Source organism: Nostoc sp. FACHB-190 (assembly GCF_014696905.1).
GTDB lineage: Bacteria > Cyanobacteriota > Cyanobacteriia > Cyanobacteriales > Nostocaceae > Nostoc_B.
The window spans coordinates 101,193-120,471 of the sequence record NZ_JACJQW010000020.1 but is presented as its reverse complement, the minus strand read 5'-3'; the positions used below and the strand labels follow the sequence as shown (position 1 = coordinate 120,471).

Annotated in this window: 12 protein-coding genes; 5 read left to right on the top strand and 7 right to left on the bottom strand. The window is 41.5% G+C overall.

Annotated elements, in window-relative coordinates; genetic code table 11:
- Positions 1–30 precede the first annotated feature (30 nt).
- From H6G28_RS21030 to H6G28_RS21015, 4 genes are all read right to left on the bottom strand, one after another.
- The gene (locus tag H6G28_RS21030; protein ID WP_190673802.1) at positions 31–552 is read right to left on the bottom strand and encodes a hypothetical protein; all 522 of its coding nucleotides are present in this window, start codon (positions 550–552) and stop codon (positions 31–33) included.
- 101 nt (positions 553–653) lie between these two features.
- Positions 654–1,094 (bottom strand): hypothetical protein, encoded by a 441-nt coding sequence (locus tag H6G28_RS21025; protein WP_190587896.1) that lies wholly within the window; start codon positions 1,092–1,094, stop codon positions 654–656.
- A gap of 180 nt (positions 1,095–1,274) precedes the next feature.
- Positions 1,275–1,457: a CsbD family protein gene (locus H6G28_RS21020; RefSeq protein WP_190587895.1), complete on the bottom strand. Its 183-nt coding sequence runs from the start codon at positions 1,455–1,457 to the stop codon at positions 1,275–1,277.
- A gap of 486 nt (positions 1,458–1,943) precedes the next feature.
- Positions 1,944–2,405: a hypothetical protein gene (locus H6G28_RS21015; RefSeq protein ID WP_190587894.1), complete on the bottom strand. Its 462-nt coding sequence runs from the start codon at positions 2,403–2,405 to the stop codon at positions 1,944–1,946.
- 421 nt (positions 2,406–2,826) lie between these two features.
- Between H6G28_RS21015 and uvrB the strand changes: the two genes are divergently transcribed.
- Positions 2,827–4,824 carry an excinuclease ABC subunit UvrB gene (uvrB, locus tag H6G28_RS21010; RefSeq protein ID WP_190673799.1) on the top strand — a complete coding sequence of 666 codons (1,998 nt, stop codon included), beginning with the start codon at positions 2,827–2,829 and terminating at the stop codon, positions 4,822–4,824.
- A gap of 112 nt (positions 4,825–4,936) precedes the next feature.
- Here the strand turns inward: uvrB and H6G28_RS21005 are convergent, their stop codons facing one another.
- The 3 genes from H6G28_RS21005 to H6G28_RS20995 form a co-directional block, all read right to left on the bottom strand.
- Complete coding sequence (locus H6G28_RS21005; RefSeq protein WP_190673796.1) at positions 4,937–7,207, bottom strand: transglycosylase domain-containing protein; 2,271 nt, start codon at positions 7,205–7,207, stop codon at positions 4,937–4,939.
- Positions 7,208–7,610: 403 nt separating this feature from the next.
- Entirely contained in the window at positions 7,611–9,056 is a 1,446-nt protein-coding gene (locus H6G28_RS21000) for an FAD-binding domain-containing protein (RefSeq protein WP_190673781.1), read from the bottom strand.
- A 272-nt stretch (positions 9,057–9,328) separates the two neighbouring features.
- On the bottom strand, positions 9,329–9,661 hold the full coding sequence (locus tag H6G28_RS20995) for an antibiotic biosynthesis monooxygenase (protein ID WP_190673778.1): 333 nt from the start codon (positions 9,659–9,661) through the stop codon (positions 9,329–9,331).
- Between the two features lie 882 nt (positions 9,662–10,543).
- Here H6G28_RS20995 and H6G28_RS20990 point away from each other — a divergent pair.
- The 4 genes from H6G28_RS20990 (at position 10,544) to H6G28_RS20975 (ending at position 19,119) form a co-directional block, all read left to right on the top strand.
- The gene (locus tag H6G28_RS20990; protein ID WP_190673775.1) at positions 10,544–13,609 is read left to right on the top strand and encodes a PAS domain S-box protein; all 3,066 of its coding nucleotides are present in this window, start codon (positions 10,544–10,546) and stop codon (positions 13,607–13,609) included.
- 42 nt (positions 13,610–13,651) lie between these two features.
- Positions 13,652–14,116, top strand: a complete 465-nt coding sequence (locus tag H6G28_RS20985; protein WP_190587888.1) for a CYTH domain-containing protein — start codon at positions 13,652–13,654, stop codon at positions 14,114–14,116.
- Positions 14,117–14,447: 331 nt separating this feature from the next.
- A complete protein-coding gene (gene smc, locus H6G28_RS20980; RefSeq protein ID WP_190673771.1) occupies positions 14,448–18,080 on the top strand; it encodes a chromosome segregation protein SMC in 3,633 nt (1,210 codons plus the stop codon).
- Between the two features lie 58 nt (positions 18,081–18,138).
- Positions 18,139–19,119, top strand: a complete 981-nt coding sequence (locus tag H6G28_RS20975) for a PRC-barrel domain-containing protein (RefSeq protein WP_190587886.1) — start codon at positions 18,139–18,141, stop codon at positions 19,117–19,119.
- The last annotated feature ends 160 nt before the right edge of the window (positions 19,120–19,279 follow it).

Genomic DNA, 19,279 nt, shown 5'->3' with positions numbered 1-19,279 from the left:
CACCTCACTGTCTTACTCTCCAGAAAAAACTTATTTATGGCTACCTAACCATTTAGCGGCTGCAATACCTATAATTGCGGCAACCACAGGGTTACTGAGGAATTTAAGAATACCTGGTTGTTCGGCTAGAACTTCGCGGAAAATATCTGGATGGTTATGATAAGCAAAAGAAGCTAGTTTGCTAACATCATCAGCACTCATCCGGTTGGGGTTGTGAGTAGAAAGACTTAGTTGTTGTTCTAAGTGGCGGTCATCCAAACCTCTACCTTTCAAATGTTTGAAAAAGGCGCGAGCAACATCATCTCGTTCATTTGGTTTAATTTGAGCGATCGCCTTTTGTAATTCTGGCTCCATTTGGCTGCTAGGAATGCTCTCTGGATGAAGAGAACGACCAAATAATTGACGACGTTGATCTGTAGTTGTACGTTGAGCGAAATCATCAAAATTATCGTATTGAGTAGCTGCATTAGTTGATGGATCATCTAATGATTCCACATCACCTTGAGCTAAATCTTGCATGATTTGTTTTCTGTATTCTTCGCTAGTTGACACTTTTTTATCTCCTGCTTCAAAATAAAATTCCGAATTTTATCTGCAAAATTCTGAATTTTTTAAGTTTAAATTCAATCAAATGGGTATAGTTACAACTCTAATTAGCTATACTTGACTTGATTAGTCTGGACATCGTATTGAGTCGTCAAAATTAACTTTTTGTCAGGGTCGTAAACCAAAACAGTTAAATCTTGATTGGGGAAATTTTTCCGAAAGCCTTGAACTAAAGATTTAGCTAACGGTCTCACTTCATTAGGACGAACGTCACGAGAAATTACAACGCCTAATTTGTTGTTATCTCTGACATAAGCATCTTTGATTAAGCCTCTAGAAGTTTGTACTACCCAGTTACCAAAAGTTTGACCACCAGGGGTATTACCTCTTTCTAGTTCGCTGTAAGTGACATCTCGTCCAATTACAGGTGGATTGGTTGTGCGGTCAGCTTGGCTGACTGTAGTGCCACCACAGGCGGTAGTTATAGTTAAAATTACAATTAAAATACCTGCGATCGCAGTTTTGCGAATCTGCTCCAGCGATATCATTATTTCACTCCCAAAATAAACCTTTTAAATAAGTCAAATTACTTGTATAGGACTTACGCACAAAATTGTGTATGGAGATGAGATGGAGGGATAAAAGGTTATAGATGTCAGGATTTTGGATACACCTCTACACCCTTTCACCCTCCCCATCTTTTGATTAATTGCTAACTAGAATTAGTTCTAGTCAAGCTTTTTTTTAACAGAATCTTTGATATCTTCCATACCTTGACGTACTTCACCTTCGGCTTGTTTTGTTTTGCCTTCCGCTTTATCTTTAGGGTCGCCAGTTACGTTACCTAGTGCTTCTTGAGCTTTACCTTCAATATTTTTGGCAGTAGCTTTGGCGCGTTCTTCTAAACTCATTTTACTCTCCTAATATTATGTAAACTTAGATTCAAAGTTGTGAATTGACTTTGATTTTCTAGGTGATTACTCTTACAAAATAACTTGATATTTTAGCTCCAGCCTTCTGCCACAAGATATATTATTCGTCTATATAAAAAGAGAGAGAATCAAAATAAGCTAGATATAATGAGGAATAGTAAATAAATCTCCAAACTCATATCTTGCACTATTTTCAATAACCGTAGGGTAGGCAATGCTTACAACGTAAAAATCAAGGTTTGAGCTAATTTTTAGCATTGCCCACCCTAGCTGAATTGCAATCAACCAACTCCTGTAAGATGTGAACAACTTCTTTAAGAAGTCGGTGATCTGAAACCAATAAACATCATAATTACGTTATCTAGATAATTAGATGAATCGATATTTTTATCTAATTAAATAATTAAAAAGCCCGCTCTCGTGAAGAGTTCGGGCTGTTGAAATAATTAAAGATGTTTTTGTATTCTAGTCGATAAAACCCATAAGAATTTCAGAATCGTCAATAGTGTTAGAAGCCACTGGACGGTTCCCCATAACAGAATAGCTGCTAGAAATTACCAAGGCGCTAGAAGCAATAGGACGCAAACCAGAGAGGTTGATACTATCAACAATTTTGATAGTGTTAGCCGCAATGGGGCGAATACCCATCACGTTGATAGTCTCTACTACTTCTAAATTACTAGCAGAAATGGGACGTATACCTGCGATTGAGACTGTTTCTGCCACTTGTAAATCGCTACCAGCAATTGGGCGAACTCCAGCAATGGCTAGGGTTCCGGGCTTGTCGGATTTTTCTGTATCTTGAGTGGTTTTATCGTTATTCACAGTTTGGCCTTGATTGTTTTCAACTTCCACCGTTGTTTCCCCCTTGAGCTTGGCACGTCTTTGGCGAGGACTAGCTGCTTTGCCCGTGCTGCTGATGCTCATAAACTCTACCTCTGGTTTCTTAAATGAACTTTACAATATTTGAGGAAAAATTAGACTTTTTCCCATATATCAAAGTTTACCCTTAAAAAACCTTGCATATATATAATTATCTTCAAAACTTACACATAAGTAAATTTAAAGTATCAATTTTTGTAAAAAAATATTGCTATTAATTCATTTAGGTTCTGTGGGGCAACAGGTACAGAGTGGTATCGTTACCATGAGATAGGGTATTTCCAATCATAAGTGCTGAGTTGAAAGTGCTGAGTGCTGAGTTGAAAACACATTCACTCACAGGTGGGTTATCTATTTGAGATAAAAAAATTTCGCTCTAACATAGTGAAGCATTTAGAACCATACAATAGTACTTAGCACTTTTTACTCAGCACTCAGCACTCAGCACTGAGAAAGGTAAAACTGTATGACAGAATTTTGTCTTCAAGCTCCCTTTGCACCTACAGGTGATCAACCACAAGCGATCGCACAACTTGTTTCCAGTATCGAATCGGGTAATCGTTACCAAACCTTACTGGGAGCTACAGGCACCGGCAAAACCTTTACAGTAGCAGCAGTAATTGAGAAAATCGGTAAACCAACCTTAGTTTTGGCACATAACAAGACTTTAGCTGCACAACTGTGTAATGAGTTACGTGAGTTCTTTCCCAGAAATGCAGTTGAGTATTTTGTCAGCTATTACGATTACTATCAACCAGAAGCTTATATCCCAGTCACAGACACTTACATTGAAAAAACGGCTGCGATTAATGATGAAATTGATATGTTGCGTCACTCAGCGACGCGATCGCTGTTTGAACGTCGAGATGTGATCGTCGTTGCATCTATTAGCTGTATCTACGGTTTAGGAATTCCCGCCGAATACTTAAAAGCAGCCATACCTTTAAAAATTGGGATGGAAGTCAATCAACGGGAAGTTTTGCGCGATTTAGCCTCAGTACAATATAGCCGTAACGATTTAGAAATGGGTCGGGGACGTTTCCGCGTCCGGGGTGATGTGTTAGAAATCGGCCCAGCCTACGAAGATAGAATTATTCGGGTGGAATTTTTTGGTGATGAAATTGATGCAATTCGCTATATTGACCCGGTAACAGGCGAAATTATTTCGAGTTTAGAAGCTGTCAATATCTACCCAGCGCGACACTTTGTCACCCCAGAAGAACGCTTAGAAGTTGCTTGCGAAGATATTGCCTTTGAATTAAAACAGCAAAAACTAGAATTAGAAACAACCGGCAAATTATTAGAAGCCCAACGGATAGATCAGCGCACTCGTTACGACTTAGAAATGTTGCGCGAAGTTGGTTATTGCAACGGCGTAGAAAACTATTCCCGTCACCTTGCAGGCCGACAAGCAGGCGAACCACCAGAATGTTTAATTGATTATTTTCCGAAAGATTGGCTGTTAGTTATTGATGAATCTCATGTGAGTGTGCCGCAAATTCGGGGAATGTATAACGGCGACCAAGCCAGGAAAAAAGTGTTAATTGAACATGGATTTCGTCTGCCTAGTGCCGCCGATAATCGTCCTTTAAAAGCAGATGAATTTTGGCAAAAAGTTAACCAATGTATTTTTGTTTCGGCAACACCTGGAGACTGGGAATTAGAAATTTCGGAAAATCACATTGTTGAGCAAGTAATTCGTCCCACAGGTGTGATTGACCCAGAAATTTCTGTGCGTCCCACCGAAGGGCAAATTGATGATTTACTAGGAGAAATTAAAGACAGAGTTGACCGTCAAGAGAGAACGTTAATTACAACATTAACTAAGCGGATGGCGGAAGATTTAACAGAATATTTGCAAGACCATAGTATTAAAGTGCGGTATTTGCATTCTGAAATTAATTCCATTGAACGGATTGAAATTATTCAAGATTTACGCGAAGGAAATTTTGATGTACTGGTTGGAGTAAACTTACTGCGGGAAGGTTTAGACTTACCAGAAGTTTCCTTAGTGGCAATTTTAGATGCTGATAAAGAAGGTTTTTTACGTGCTGAACGTTCTTTAATTCAAACCATTGGGAGGGCGGCGCGGCACATTCGTGGACAAGCGATTTTATATGCTGATAATTTAACCAACAGCATGATTAGAGCCATTGAAGAAACAGAAAGACGGCGTAACATTCAAACGGCATATAACCGGATACATGGCATTACACCACAACCAATTGTCAAAAAATCCAGTAACGCTATTTTGTCGTTTTTAGATGTATCTAGGAGGTTGAATAGTGCCGACTTAAAAGTTGTTGATGAACATATTGATGAATTACCTTTAGAAGAGATTCCCGGATTGATTGGCAAGCTAGAAGCCCAGATGAAAGATGCCGCCAAAAAATTAGAATTTGAAGAAGCGGCAAAATTGCGCGATCGCATCAAACATCTGCGAGATAAACTATTAGGTCACTAGGTGACAAAGTGCTGAGTTAAAGACGAGGTAAATCAAGAACAATAGGTCATGGATCATTTAAAATTCTTACAAATGATCTATGACCAATGACAAATAACAAATGACCACCTAACTACCTAGCAATTCTACCCATATACCTCCCCCACAGTTGAGCAGCTTGGGCGCTGCTACCATAAGTGGGGGAATTATTATCATTTCCTAGCCAGATACCTGTGACTAATCGGCGGTTAGGAATAAACCCAATAAACCAAAGGTCAACGTTTTTATCAGTTGTCCCTGTTTTACCAGCTTCTCCCAAACCAATTGACGCACCTCGTCCTGTACCTCTTGTAACTACACCTCGCATTAAAGTAGTCATTTCATCTGCTACTTCTGTAGACAAAACTCGCTTGTTAGCCTCTCGGTCTTGGTCAAAAGAATAAATCACACGACAAGTTTTTAAATCTTTACTATCCTTGCAATCACCACTGTCGAGAATGCGGCTAATGGCGTGGGGAGGATTCCACACACCTTGATTTCCAATTGCACCAAAAGCCCCGGTCATTTCTAAAACATTCACCACACTTTGACCCAGTACCAAACCAGGAACCGGATCAAGTTGTGACTTTACTCCCAATTTTTGCGCCATAGCCACAACTTTATTTAAACCGACTTCGCGGGCGACTCGTAGAGCAACGGGGTTTTCTGACAGTGCCAAACCTGTGACAATATCCATATTCACATCAGCACCAGAACGACAAGGTTTATAAGTAAAACCCTGCCAAGGCAAAGCGGCGCAAGAATAAGTTTTATAGGGGGAAATACCTTGTTGTAAGGCTGCGGCGTAGGCAAAAATTTTAAAGGTAGAACCTGGTTGTCTTTTGGCTTGGACAGCACGATTAAATTGACTTTTGCGGTAATCAGTACCACCCACCATTGCCAAAATACTACCTGTTTTGGAGTCTAAAGTAACGATCGCCCCTTGGGAAAAACGAAAGCTGGAACCATCATTATTCACAGAATTTCGCAGTGATGCTTCGGCTTGGGCTTGAATTGCCGGGTCAAGTTGGGTTTCAATGATGTAGTTTCCTTCCCTCGCCGCACCTTCCCCTAAGATTGAGTCGAGTTCTTGAAAAACATAATTATAAAAATAAGGTGCAATGGTTTTGGCTTGCTGTTCGCACACTTTCGGGCTGACTTGCACTGTAGAACGTCTCGCCCGATTTGCTTCTTCTTGGGAGATTTTACCCATTTCCAGCATCCGCTTAATTACACGGTTGCGGTAATCAGCAGCTTCTAGTTTATTCGGGCCATCACCACAAAAATCAAACGCATTGGGCGCAGGTAAAATACCCACTAATGTTGCGGCTTCGGCTAAGGTGAGTTCTTTGGCTGACTTCTCAAAGTAATACTTAGCTGCATCTTCAAAACCGGAAGTATCTGCCCCCAAAAACACGCGATTTAAGTAAGTCAGCAAAATATAATCTTTGCTATAAAAAGTTTCTAACTTCAGCGCCACAATGGCTTCGCGCAATTTTCGTCCTAGGGAGTCTTGGGAACCAACGTAATCACGGAATAAACTACGCGCTACCTGTTGAGTAACTGTACTCGCCCCTTGTTGTAAATCGCCACTGCGGCTATTAATTAATACTGCCCGTAAAATCCCCAAGGGATCTACACCAACATGCCAGTAGTAACGGCTATCTTCGGAGGCGACGACTGCATTAGCTAAGTAAGGGCCAAAGTCTGGCAATTGCTTCATATCTACGTGAGAAGTTGTTCTTGGTTCACGTAGAGGAGTTGAGCCATCACGGGCATAAACTATGACTGGGGCGCGAGTGGCTGTTGGTAAAGGACTCACGGAAAACTTCAGCCATTCCACACCAATGACCAAGGCGAACAAAGCACTAGCACCAGCAACCCCATAACCTGCCCAGGTTCCAGCTTTGACATACCATGCTGGTGGATCGACATATTGCAGTCTGACTGATGCTGCTAGTTCTGGCGGCCCTAGAGTGATGATATCGCCATGCCGCATTTCTAAAGAAGTCAGCCGCCGTTTCCCCAGATAAATACCATTGGTTGAGTTTTCATCTCGAATCACAAACACAGGTTTGCGTTGGGTAGAGTCCCGCGACAAAGACAGATGAATTTGGCTGACAACCGGGTTACGAACGACGATATCGCAAGATTTAGAACTGCGTCCTAGAATATAGCGATCGCCCAACAATGGGTAGACCTCCGCCTTATCCGCCCCCGCATCCTGTACCCAAAGTTCCGGGACTCTAGCATTTGGCTTCAGCGCCAGCTTGGAAAAATCAACCCTAGCTTGAATTGTATGTACGGCTTGAGTCAGTTGACCAAGTATGGTTTGTGGCTTTTGGGGAGGTTGGGGAGAATTCATCGGCTATTAGATCACGATTATTTAAGAGTGAAGAATCAGCGAATGGCGATTTCCTGGTAGGTCTTTCACCATTTTACTCATAAGCCACAGCAGAAGTTGGGACAATTCCGCATCATTGCGCCTTGAGCCACATTTGTCAATCAGCTTGAAGTTACACTACACGTAGCGATCGCATCAAAATTCTAGTTGGCTGAGTCCCATAAATCCCTATCTACACAAGTAATACCATTTGGGATTTTAGATTTTGCGAAAAGTTGCGTGGGCGGGTTCCCCGACTTGAGCAAACTTTTCAAGACAGATTTTGGATTGGGTAAGGGTTGATCGGTAAGCTTTTGAGTCATCCATCTGTCGCAATCATGTTTTAATTTGGTATAAATTCGGAAATCAAGCCGGATTCCTATAGCTACTGAAAAACCATTATTTCTTTCTGCTGTTGATAAAGCTGCTTAAATTTCTGTTGCTGCTGTTTATGATCCACTATGGGTTCAGGGTAGCCGACAGCGCGACGTTCTAGTGGTGTAATTTTACCAGTTACCAGATATTCACTATCTATAGAACGCAATTCTGGCAACCATTGGCGAATATATTCAGCATCAGGGTCAAATTTTTGTGCTTGACTGGCGGGATTAAAAATCCGCACAGGTTTAGGGTCCATCCCACTAGAAGCACTCCATTGCCAACCACCATTATTTGCTGACAAATCTCCGTCAATTAGCTTTTGCATAAAGTATTTTTCGCCTAATTGCGGATTAATCAGCAAGTCTTTGGTCAGGAAACTCGCCACAATCATTCTGCAACGGTTGTGCATCCAGCCACTTTCATTTAATTGGCGCATCGCTGCATCTACTATGGGGTAGCCTGTTTTACCTTCGCACCAAGCTTGAAAGCGTGTATCGTTAATTTCCCAAGGAAAGTTTTTAAAGACATCGCGGTAAGCACCTCCAGCTAATTCGGGAAAATGATACATAGCGTGCTGATAAAATTCTCGCCACGCTAGTTCTTGTTGCCAAGTGCGGATACTAGCTGTTGTTTCTTCACTGCGGCTATTTTCTTGTGCTGCAATTGTGGCTTGCCAAACAGTGCGAATCCCAATTACGCCAAATTTCAAAGCGGCGCTGAGTTGAGATGTACCGTCTGTGGCGGGGAAGTTGCGCTGTTCTTGGTATTCGGTAATGGCTTTATAGGTAAATTCGGCTAATCTATCTTGGGCTGCTGCTTCACCGGGTGGCAGAATTAAATCACCATCCCAAATAAATCCTAAATCTTTGGCGGTGGGTAATGGAATTGCACCTATATTTTGAGCAATTTCTTGTTCGGCTGGTGTTAGTCCTTCAGCAGTTTCGATGGTTTCTGCTGGTGCTGCTTTGGGTTTACTACTCCAGTTTCTCCAAAAGGGGGTGTAAACAGTGTAAGGCGAATTGTTCCCTGTGCGAATTTCAGTCGGTGTGTGCAGGATTTGATCCCAATTTTCGTTGAGGAATTGAATGCCTTTTTCTGTGAGTGCATCAATTATATTGCGATCGCGTATTTGCGAATATGGTTCTACATCCCAGTTCCAAAACACAGCTTTGGCCTGCAAAGCTACCGCTAAAGCTGGAATTGCTTGTATAGGATCACTATGGAGAATCAAAAGTTGGCTACCAATTTGGGCATACTGCTTTTGTAATGCTTGCAAGCAGCCAATCATATACTCTACCCTGACAGGCGCAACATCATCGCGTTCAAGAATATTAGGATCAAGACAAAATACACCCACTACTTTCTGGCTTTGCTTTTTGGCCGCAGCTAGTCCAGTATTATCCCCAATGCGTAAATCCCGGCGATGCCAAAACAGAATCAATTCAGACATTCTATACCTATTGCAGTTCACTTGTACTATGCTAAATCCTAGCAGCAACGAGACCAAGACTTACGCACAAAGATTATCTGTAGAGATTGGGTTTACGGGTGCCAGGGTTTGGGCCTGGATTTCTCACAAGAGAGAAATCCAGGGGTGTGGGAGGTGTGGGAGGTGTGGGAAGGGTGGGAGGATGGTAAAGAAATCTTTCCCCCCATACTCCCCACACTCCCCACACCTTTTTTCTCTCACCTTTTAGGGTGTAAGGGGGATAGAACTTTACTTCAGACTTCTTCCTTCTCTTTAGGGGTGATTTCACAAACTAGTTCGTAAACTACTGTTTTTGGCGGTTCAGCAAATAAAGGCATCATCTGTTTCAAAATGTCTTGATAAACCTGACTGTGATTCGCTTCCATATCTTCTACACTTTCCCAAAAAATTATCGATATACCTTTGTCTGTTCCTGGTTCTTGTAACAGATAGGCTCCTTTGAAACCTTGTGTATAAGTTAATACGGCTTCTTCATAAAGTTTTTTGGCAGCTTCAAATTTACCTGGCTTGAATTCGCCCATTACAACATGAGTAAATTTATGTCTGAGAAAATCTTGAAAATCCATAAAAATTTTTACCTTATTTTCAGTTTTTTTACAGTTAGAGTTGTGATTTAGTTTACAACTTAGCTGTTGTTTGATTTTTTTATCTGAAGAACTAAAATATCACCATCGAACGCCATGATGGCAAACATAAGTAAAATTTAAACTTTACTTGATTTAACTTAAATTACTCAATCAGCATCTCAAGCTACAAGCAGATAGTGGCCAAAAATATCGTATTAATTCCGCTAATCTGACTTTTGACTTGCCATTTTGGCAATTTAATTCCCAAAACATATCAAAATGGCTAGATTTTTTATTCAGCAATAAGTCAAAAACTTAATATAGGACTCATATTTGATTTATGAAAAAAATTAGTACACCCAGATCAGCCGTCTTTCCTACTCCCTACTCCCTGCTTACACAACTAGATTCAGGAATCAAACCTTATTCCTATATATCCTATAGATTTATTACATAGGATAATGTGTAGCTTTTAGAACTTAATTACTGAAGTTTTCGTCGACAAATTTTTTGAAACTCTTTGTAGTGATAAGCTTGGTTATTTAATAGCAGGAATAAAAAGCTACATTTATTAGCCATCAAAGCATTTTTAACCCCAGAATTAATCAGATTTATTTTTTGAATCAATAGATCCTCTCATGGGCATTTGACAATAAAATGAGTTTGAACACACAAAATCGGATAAATAGTCTAGCACTGAATATCCATTGACTCTGTAAGCGAGATTTAGACTGCCTTTAAGAAAAAAATGCCATTTTGCAGTTAATTCTGCACAATACGCTATTAAATTTTAATCAATGATATTTAACACTGACTTGCTATAGATTACATTCTCTAACTTGCTTTCAGGTTAAGAACATACATTTAATAAACAAATTAACCATGCGACTACAAGATCAGCTAATTAATTTGCCGACTTTAGATTATCTGATTAATTTTTCTCCTTTAATGATTAGTCCTGATAGTTATCTAGTCGATGCTATTATCTTGATGAGTCAGAAGCTAACTCAAAATCAGTCGCTGACTGGCTTAAATAGATATTTACAGCCTGATATTTGGACTCAACAAGAAAATAGCTGCATCTTGGTCGTAGAATGTGGATATTTATTAGGAATAATTACCACCAAAGATGTAGTAAATATAATTGCATCGGGAGTAGATATTACTAAAACCAAGGTGTCTGAGGTGATGGTGACAGCCTTGATTACTCTCAAAGAAAGTTATGCAACAGATATATTCACAGCTTGGTCACTATTGCGACACTATCAAATTAGTTATTTGCCAATTGTAGATACCCAAGGGCAATTAAAGGGAATTACGACTGCTAGTGTTTTAATCCAAGCTTTTAACCGTGACACAATACTAGGTATCAGAACAGCTTTACAGCAACCACAAAATAATTATCGCCAAATTAGTTGCGTAAGTTGTTCTACTCACCATCATCACCCACAGGGAATTAAATATAAATCGCCGACATTTACCCCAATTCAGCAAGAATTTCAACCAACTCGTAAAAAACTTCAGATGGTAGAAGAAAAACTGCACCACACTCAAAATGAGTTAGAAAAACTCGTGGCAGAAAACAAGCGGTTGCAGCAGGAAATCTCGGAATACCAAAAAGCTGAAGCAGCTTGGCAAAATCACGATAGGCTTGATTCCGAACGAAAAGATGCAGCATTTCAGGCTAGTGAGGCAAAATTTCAGCATTTTGCTGAAAATATCCAAGCTTTTATTTGGTGCCAAGACCCCCAAACCAGGCAATTTTTGTATATTAATCCAGCTTATGAAAAAATCTGGGGTCGTTCTCGCCAGAGTTTGCAAGAACAGCCTCTATCATGGATGGATGCGGTACATCCAGACGATCGCGATCGCGTTGATCAAGTGGTAACGCAACATTTGGCTGGAGAAGCAACCGAAATCGAATATCGCATTTTACGTCCTGATGGTTTGATGCGTTGGGTATGGGATCGCACCTTTGCAATGCGGGATCAACAAGGAAATATTTGTTATTACGCGGGAATTGTTGAAGATATCACTGAACGCAAGCATACAGAAGAATCATTGCGTGAGAGTGAAGCCAGACTCAGTTTAGCTTTAGAAGCAGCACACATGGGTATTTGGGAATGGAAGATTCCGACGAATGAAACCCTTTGGTCTGCCAATATGGGGTCACTTTATGGTTTACATAATGGGACATTGTGTCCAACAACAACAGATTTTTTGGAGTTAGTGCATACAGAAGATCGGCAAACTTTTACTCAGGCTGTGACTGCTACTCTTCAACAAGGTGTGAAATTTATTGTGGAATATCGGACTGTTTGGCCTGATGGTAGTATTCACTGGCTCAATTCTACTGGTCAACTGTACTACGACGAAAACAACCAACCCAGCCGATTGACGGGAACAACCACAGATATCGGCAAACGCAAACAAGCTGAACAGCAAATTCAAGAACAAGCCGCTTTACTAGATATTGTCACCAATGCCATCGTCGTGCGAGATTTGCAAAATCAGATTCTTTTTTGGAATCAAGGTGCGGAACGTATGTATGGTTGGCAAGCCCAAGAAGCAATTAACCAAAACGCCGATGAACTTTTATTTCAACAACCTTCAGGCACAATTCCCATTGCCATAGAACAAGTACTTAATACTGGTACTTGGCAAGGCGAATTACATAAAGTTACCAAATCTGGCAAAGAAATTATTGTCGAAAGTCGCTGGACACTGATGCACGATAGTGCAGGACAACCCAAATCTATTTTGATTGTTGATACAGATATTACCCAAAGAAAACAATTAGAAGAACAGTTTTTTCGTACCCAAAGATTAGAAAGCCTGGGGAATCTAGCTGGTGGCATTGCCCATGACTTGAACAATATTTTAACCCCGATTTTGGCAGCATCTCAACTATTAAAATTGAAATTTAACCCAGACACCGAGCGTTATTATCAGTTAATGACAATTATTGAAAATAATGCCAAACGTGGTGCAGATTTGGTGAAACAAGTATTATCTTTTGCGCGGGGATTTAAAGGCGATCGCACGATTATTTCCATTAAGCACTTAGTTTCGGAAATGCTGTTGATTGTCAAACAAACATTTCCCAAATCCATTGAATTTGCCATCACGATTCCTGAAAATTTGTCGGCTGTATCTGGAGATATTACCCAGCTACATCAAGTGCTAATGAATTTAGTTGTTAATGCCCGTGATGCCATGCCAGATGGCGGTAAAATCGAAATTTCTGCCGAAAACCGATTGATTGATCAAGCCTATGCCCAAATGAATTTGGATGCTCAAGCCGGAAATTATATCGAGTTAACCATAGCTGATAATGGTATGGGAATGCCGCCAGAAGTATTAAATAGAATGTTCGAGCCATTTTTTACCACCAAAGAAATTGGTATAGGCACAGGATTAGGTCTTTCGACAGTGCTAGGGATTATTAAAAGTCATGGTGGTTTTCTGAATGTTTCTAGCAAAGTTGGCAAAGGAACTAAATTTCAATTGTTTTTACCAGCAGTCGAAGGCTGTCAAGGAACAAGAAGCGAAAATTTAGCAGCACCTTTAGGCGCAGGCGAATTAATTTTAATGGTTGATGATGAAGCAAAAATTCTAGAAATTGCTACCATCGTCTTAGAAAACTACAATTATCAAATTTTGACTGCGAGTAACGGTATTGAAGCGATCGCACTTTATGCCCAACACAAGCACCAAATCAAAGCTGTACTGATGGATATGATTATGCCCGAAATGGACGGACTAACAGCAATTCTCACTTTGAAAAAAATGAATCCGCAAGTCAAAATCATTGCTTGCAGTGGCTTTAATCCCCATGAAGGCTTGAGCGAAGTTGTCAATGCTAATGTGCAACTAGTTTTGCCAAAACCTTTCACGGCACAAGACTTATTGAACAGTTTACAGCATATCCTGAGAGACAAAAATTAGATTTTTTAGATATTACCAGTACCCATTACTCAATTAATCATCATGGCTAAAGAAATAGAACGGAAATTTTTAGTGAAGGGAGATGCCTGGAGAAAGCTAGGTAAAGGTAGTGTGTATCGACAAGGATATATTGCTACTAAAAACTCAGTTACAGTCAGAGTAAGGATTGCTAACAACCGGGGTTATTTAACCATTAAAAGTCCGAGTGTGAATTGTTCTCGCTCGGAATTTGAATATGAAATTCCCCTAACAGACGCAGAAGAAATGTTAGATACATTATGCGATCGCCCGTTAATTGAAAAAGTACGGTACAAAGTAGAATTAAACGGGTTAATCTGGGAAATTGATGAGTTTGATGGTGATAATAAAGGATTAATCTTAGCAGAAGTTGAATTAACTGATGAACAACAACAAATCGAAATCCCAGAATGGATTGGTGCAGAAGTTTCTACTGATGGGCGGTATTTCAACAGTAATTTAGCTAAATTTCCCTTTTCAAAATGGTAAAAAACTGATCCTAAGATTTCTCACAAGACTTGAGAAATAACAAAACTCAACAATTATAATTTTCAAAACAATACTATTTTTCTTAAAGTTCGTTAAAATTACTTTTGATATTTTAGTCATAGCTCCCCTCCCAAGCAAGTGTCTTCGACAGACACTTTGCTCAAGTCGGGAGACCCGCCCACGCAAGTGTCTTCCTCTGTGCCTTGGCGGTAGCCTACGGCAAGCCGCTTGCGCGTCTACGATAATTTATTCATACAACCTATTGCTAAATTTTCATTAATTGATACACTTGTTCTTCATTAGCCATTAGCCCAGTGAACCAGCGCCTAATATGGTGTACGTCAAGCGCGTGGAACTTACCAACTTCAAATCCTTCGGCGGTACTACTTCAGTCCCTTTGCTGCCGGGGTTTACTGTCATATCTGGGCCGAATGGTTCCGGTAAGTCGAATATTTTGGATGCGCTGTTGTTTTGTTTGGGACTCGCCAGTTCTAAGGGAATGCGGGCCGATCGCCTGCCGGATTTGGTAAATAATACTCAAACGGCTAAAGGACGTGCATCTGTGGAAGCTAGTGTCACGGTGACGTTTGATTTGACGGGGGAGGATATCTCACGCAGAGACGCAGAGGCGCAGAGTGAGGAATTAGAGGGAGAAATTGAGAATTCTGACTCAGCACTCAGCACTCAGCACTCAGCACTCAATGGTGAATGGAGTGTAACTAGACGGTTGCGGGTGACTCATCAAGGAACTTACACGTCAAATTACTATATCAATGGTGCGGCTTGTACGCTGACGGAGTTGCATGAGGAGTTGGAGAGTCTGCGGATTTATCCTGAAGGCTATAACGTGGTGTTGCAAGGGGACGTGACTAGCATTATCTCGATGAATGCGCGGGAGAGGCGGGAAATTATTGATGAGTTGGCGGGGGTGGCGGCGTTCGATCGCAAAATTCACCAAGCTAAGGGTACCTTAGATGAGGTGAAGGAGAAGGAAGATAGTTGTCGGATTATTGAGACGGAGTTAACTGCACAGCGCGATCGCCTTTCTCAAGATAGGGCAAAGGCGGAAAAATATCAAAAGCTGCGGACGGAATATTTACACAAGCAATCTTGGGAAGCGGTGTTATCGTGGCGTTCGCTGCAAGCACAGCAAGAAAAGTTAGCGACGGAAATTCAAAATGGCGATCGCTCTCATCATGATTTAACACTGCAATTAGAAACGCTAAATGTCGGGATTACTCAGAAAACTGCTGAATTAGAAAAGCTTAACGCTCATGTGAAAGCTTTGGGTGAAGAGGAATTATTAGCAGTACAAGCTACTCTCGCTACTCAAGAAGCGGAACGCAAGCAACTCCAGCGTCAGCAAACAGAATTAGAAGCAACTTCCCAAGAAACAGCTAAACGCTTGGTGCAAACTCAGCAAGAAATTCAACAGCAGCAGCAAGCTTTGGGAGAAATTGCCGAAACCCAAAATGTCGAACGGCAATCGATTGTATATTGTCAACAGCAACGGGATGAGGCGGAACAAGCACTACAAAAATCCCGCGAAGCCGCCGCCGAAATTGCCACCGCCTCGGAAGCTTGGGTACAGCAACAAACTGCACTGAATCGTCAAATTGAAACTTTGTTGCAAACTCTAGAACCGCAACGCACCGAGCAAGCACAATTAAGAGAACGCAATAGTCAGCTACAAGAACTCATTAACGAACAAACTGAGTTAATTGCCACTTTAGAACCACAATTGGCAGAAAAGCAAGCTGAATGTGTGCGAGTTGAGACAGAATTTAACGCCTCTAGTGAACCCATCCAAAATTTAGCGCAAAATCTGGCGGCGACAGAACAGGAATTACAAATTCAGCAAGACACACAAAAGCGGCTTTCTAGTGAACAACGGGAAAAACAACGCCAATTAGATAAAATTGAGGCGCAAACCCAAGCACAACAAGAAGTCCAAGGAACGCAAGCTAGTAAGGTAATTATCCAATCGGGGATGCCTGGGGTTTGTGGTTTGGTGGTACATTTGGGACGGGTGGAACCCCGTTTTCAGTTGGCGTTGGAAATTGCGGCGGGTGCGCGGCTGGGACATATCGTAGTTGATGATGATGGGATAGCTGCGGCTGGGATTGAATTACTCAAGCAGAAACGCGCCGGGAGAGCGACATTTTTACCCTTAAATAAAATACAAGCTCCCAGAATTACTCAAGATGCGACGCTACGATTAGCCAACGGCTTTGTTAATTATGCTGTGAATTTGGTTGAGTGCGATCGCCGTTATAAAGATGTGTTTAACTATGTTTTTGGTAACACAGTCGTCTTCGCCAGCTTAGAACAGGCGCGGAAAAACCTCGGTTTATATCGCATCGTCACCTTAGATGGGGAATTATTAGAAACCAGTGGCGCAATGACTGGTGGTAGTACAAATCAGCGTTCAGCATTGCGCTTCGGTACAGGGGAAGCGGCGGAATCAGATGAAGCCATTGCGTTGAAAAGTCGCTTGACAGATATAGAACGGATTTTAGATCGTTGTATTGATGCGATCGCTTCTTTATCCAGCAAAACCAAACAACTCACCCAAGAACTCACCGAAGCCCGTCAAGCACGCCGCGAACAGCAATTGCAATTAGAACAGTTGCAAAAAGATATTAAAGCTTTGACGACGCAATTGGAAGGGACGCGATCGCAACTTGCCCAAAATACCGAAAAATTCTCCGCCGCCCAATCTCGCCTAGAAATTTTGGATAAAGATTTACCAGGGCAAGAAGCGCAATTACAACAATTACGTCATGTTTTAGCAGAATTAGAAGCATCCCAAACGCCTAGTGAATGGCAACAAATTCAAGCGGTAATTAAAACCCAAGAGCAACAATTACAACAACGGGAATCCGCATTACGGGAAGCAGAACAACGGCTGAAAAACTTAGAAAATCAGCAACAACGTTTACAAGAACGCATCCAAGAAGCTGAACAAAAAATTGCTCAGTATCATCAAGAACAAGAAGTTTCTCAGCAGAAACTTCAAACCCTCAGCACCCAGCACGCAGCACTCAGCACTCAAATCACCGAAACTCGCGCCAAACTCAGCGAAATGGAAAAAAGTTTGGGTGAAGAAAAGGTAAAACGTGACGCAATTGAACAAGAAGTGCGATCGCATTTACTCCGTCAGCAACAATTGGAATGGGAACTCGAAAAACTCCAAGAAACCCAGCAAAAGCGGCGTGAAGAACTAGAAGCGTTGCAAAATCAATTGCGAGAACTACTTCCAGAATTACCCAGCCCTTTACCGGAAGTACCAGAACAGGTAGATTTAGAAGAATTGCAGAAAGAATTGCGATCGCTTGCCAAACGCCTGCAAGCAATGGAACCTGTAAATATGCTGGCGTTAGAAGAATACGAACGCACCCAAAACCGCCTGCAAGAACTCACAGAAAAATTACAAACCTTAGAAGCCGAACGCACCGAATTATTATTAAGAATTGAAAACTTTACCACACTGCGACAACGCGCCTTTAAAGAAGCCTTTGACGCAGTAAACGAAAACTTCCAATCAATTTTCGCCACCCTCTCAGAAGGCGACGGCTACCTGCAACTCGATAATCCTGAAGATCCCTTTAACAGTGGTTTAAACTTAGTCGCCCACCCCAAAGGTAAACCCGTACAAAGATTAGCTTCCATGTCTGGGGGAGAAAAATCCCTCACCGCCTTAAGCTTTATTTTCGCCCTGCAACGCTATCGTCCATCACCTTTTTATGCCTTTGATGAAGTAGATATGTTTTTAGACGGGGCAAACGTAGAACGATTAGCTAGAATGATCAAACAACAAGCACAACTGGCACAATTCATAGTTGTGAGTTTGCGTCGTCCGATGATAGAATCAGCCGAACGCACCATTGGCGTTACTCAAGCACGAGGCGCTTACACCCAAGTTTTGGGAATTAAGTTAACATCCTCGAATACATCTGCTTGAATCTTTGTTAATAATAGTGTATAGATAAACCGGATTCGAGATCAGGACTCGGTATAGAATGACCTCTGAACAGATAATTAGGCGTTCCGACTTATTAAATACTCAGGTGATTACCCGCGACAACGCCAAGCGGCTAGGGATTGTGAATCAAATCTGGGTTGATATCGATCAAAGGGAGGTTGTGGCTCTTGGTTTACGAGACAGCCTGATCTCTATCTCTGGACTGCCACGCTATATGTACCTTAGTAGTATCAACCAAATTGGTGATGCCATCCTGGTTGATAACGAAGATGTCATCGAAGATATTGAAATTGAAGCTTTCAGTAATCTGATTAACTGGGAAGTAATTACAGAAACAGGTGAAGTCTTAGGTAGAGTGCGGGGCTTTAAGTTTGATGGTATATCAGGGAAGCTGCACTCAATAATTATTGCTTCTTTGGGAGTACCGCAAATTCCCGACCAATTTCTCAGCACCTACGAAATTTCCATCGACGAAGTTGTTAGCACAGGCCCCAGTAGATTAATTGTGTTTGAAGGAGCAGAAGAACGTACAACGCAATTAACAGTAGGCGTTTTAGAACGTTTAGGTATCGGCAAACCACCTTGGGAACGTGATGCAGAAGAAGAATATGGTTATTCTGCACCACGCACAGTTGCACCTGCAAATCAGCTACCTAGCGGCACACCATTACAGCCACCCAAGCCAAAAGTCCGCGCCCCCGAACCCGTAGCGCGGGAAGAAGAATGGAACGAAGACTACGTAGAAGAAGAAAGACCACGCCGCGAAGTCATGCGAGCGCGACAATATGAGTCTATCCGCTACGAAGAAGACGACGAAGAAGATAACTGGAGTGAAGCCACAGGCGGCGACAGATATCAACAACCACCCAAGTACGAAACCAAAGCTTACACCGACGATTACGATGATTATGACGACGATGTAGAAAGCGATGCTTGGGAAGATGCACCAAAACCCGTGAACATTCCCAAAAAAGTCAAAGAAAGGCAGCCAGAATACGAAGAAGAAGGCGGATATTAATTTCCAACCCCTCCTAAGTTATCAGGAGGGGTTAATTTTTATGGTGTGTTGTCATTTGTAGTAGAAGGCAGTGGTTCGGCTACTTCGGCTGCGCTCAGTACAAGTTAGCTCACCAACCAGGCAGGAGAAAAAGTCTTAATCTTCCTGGCATTCAAGCTCT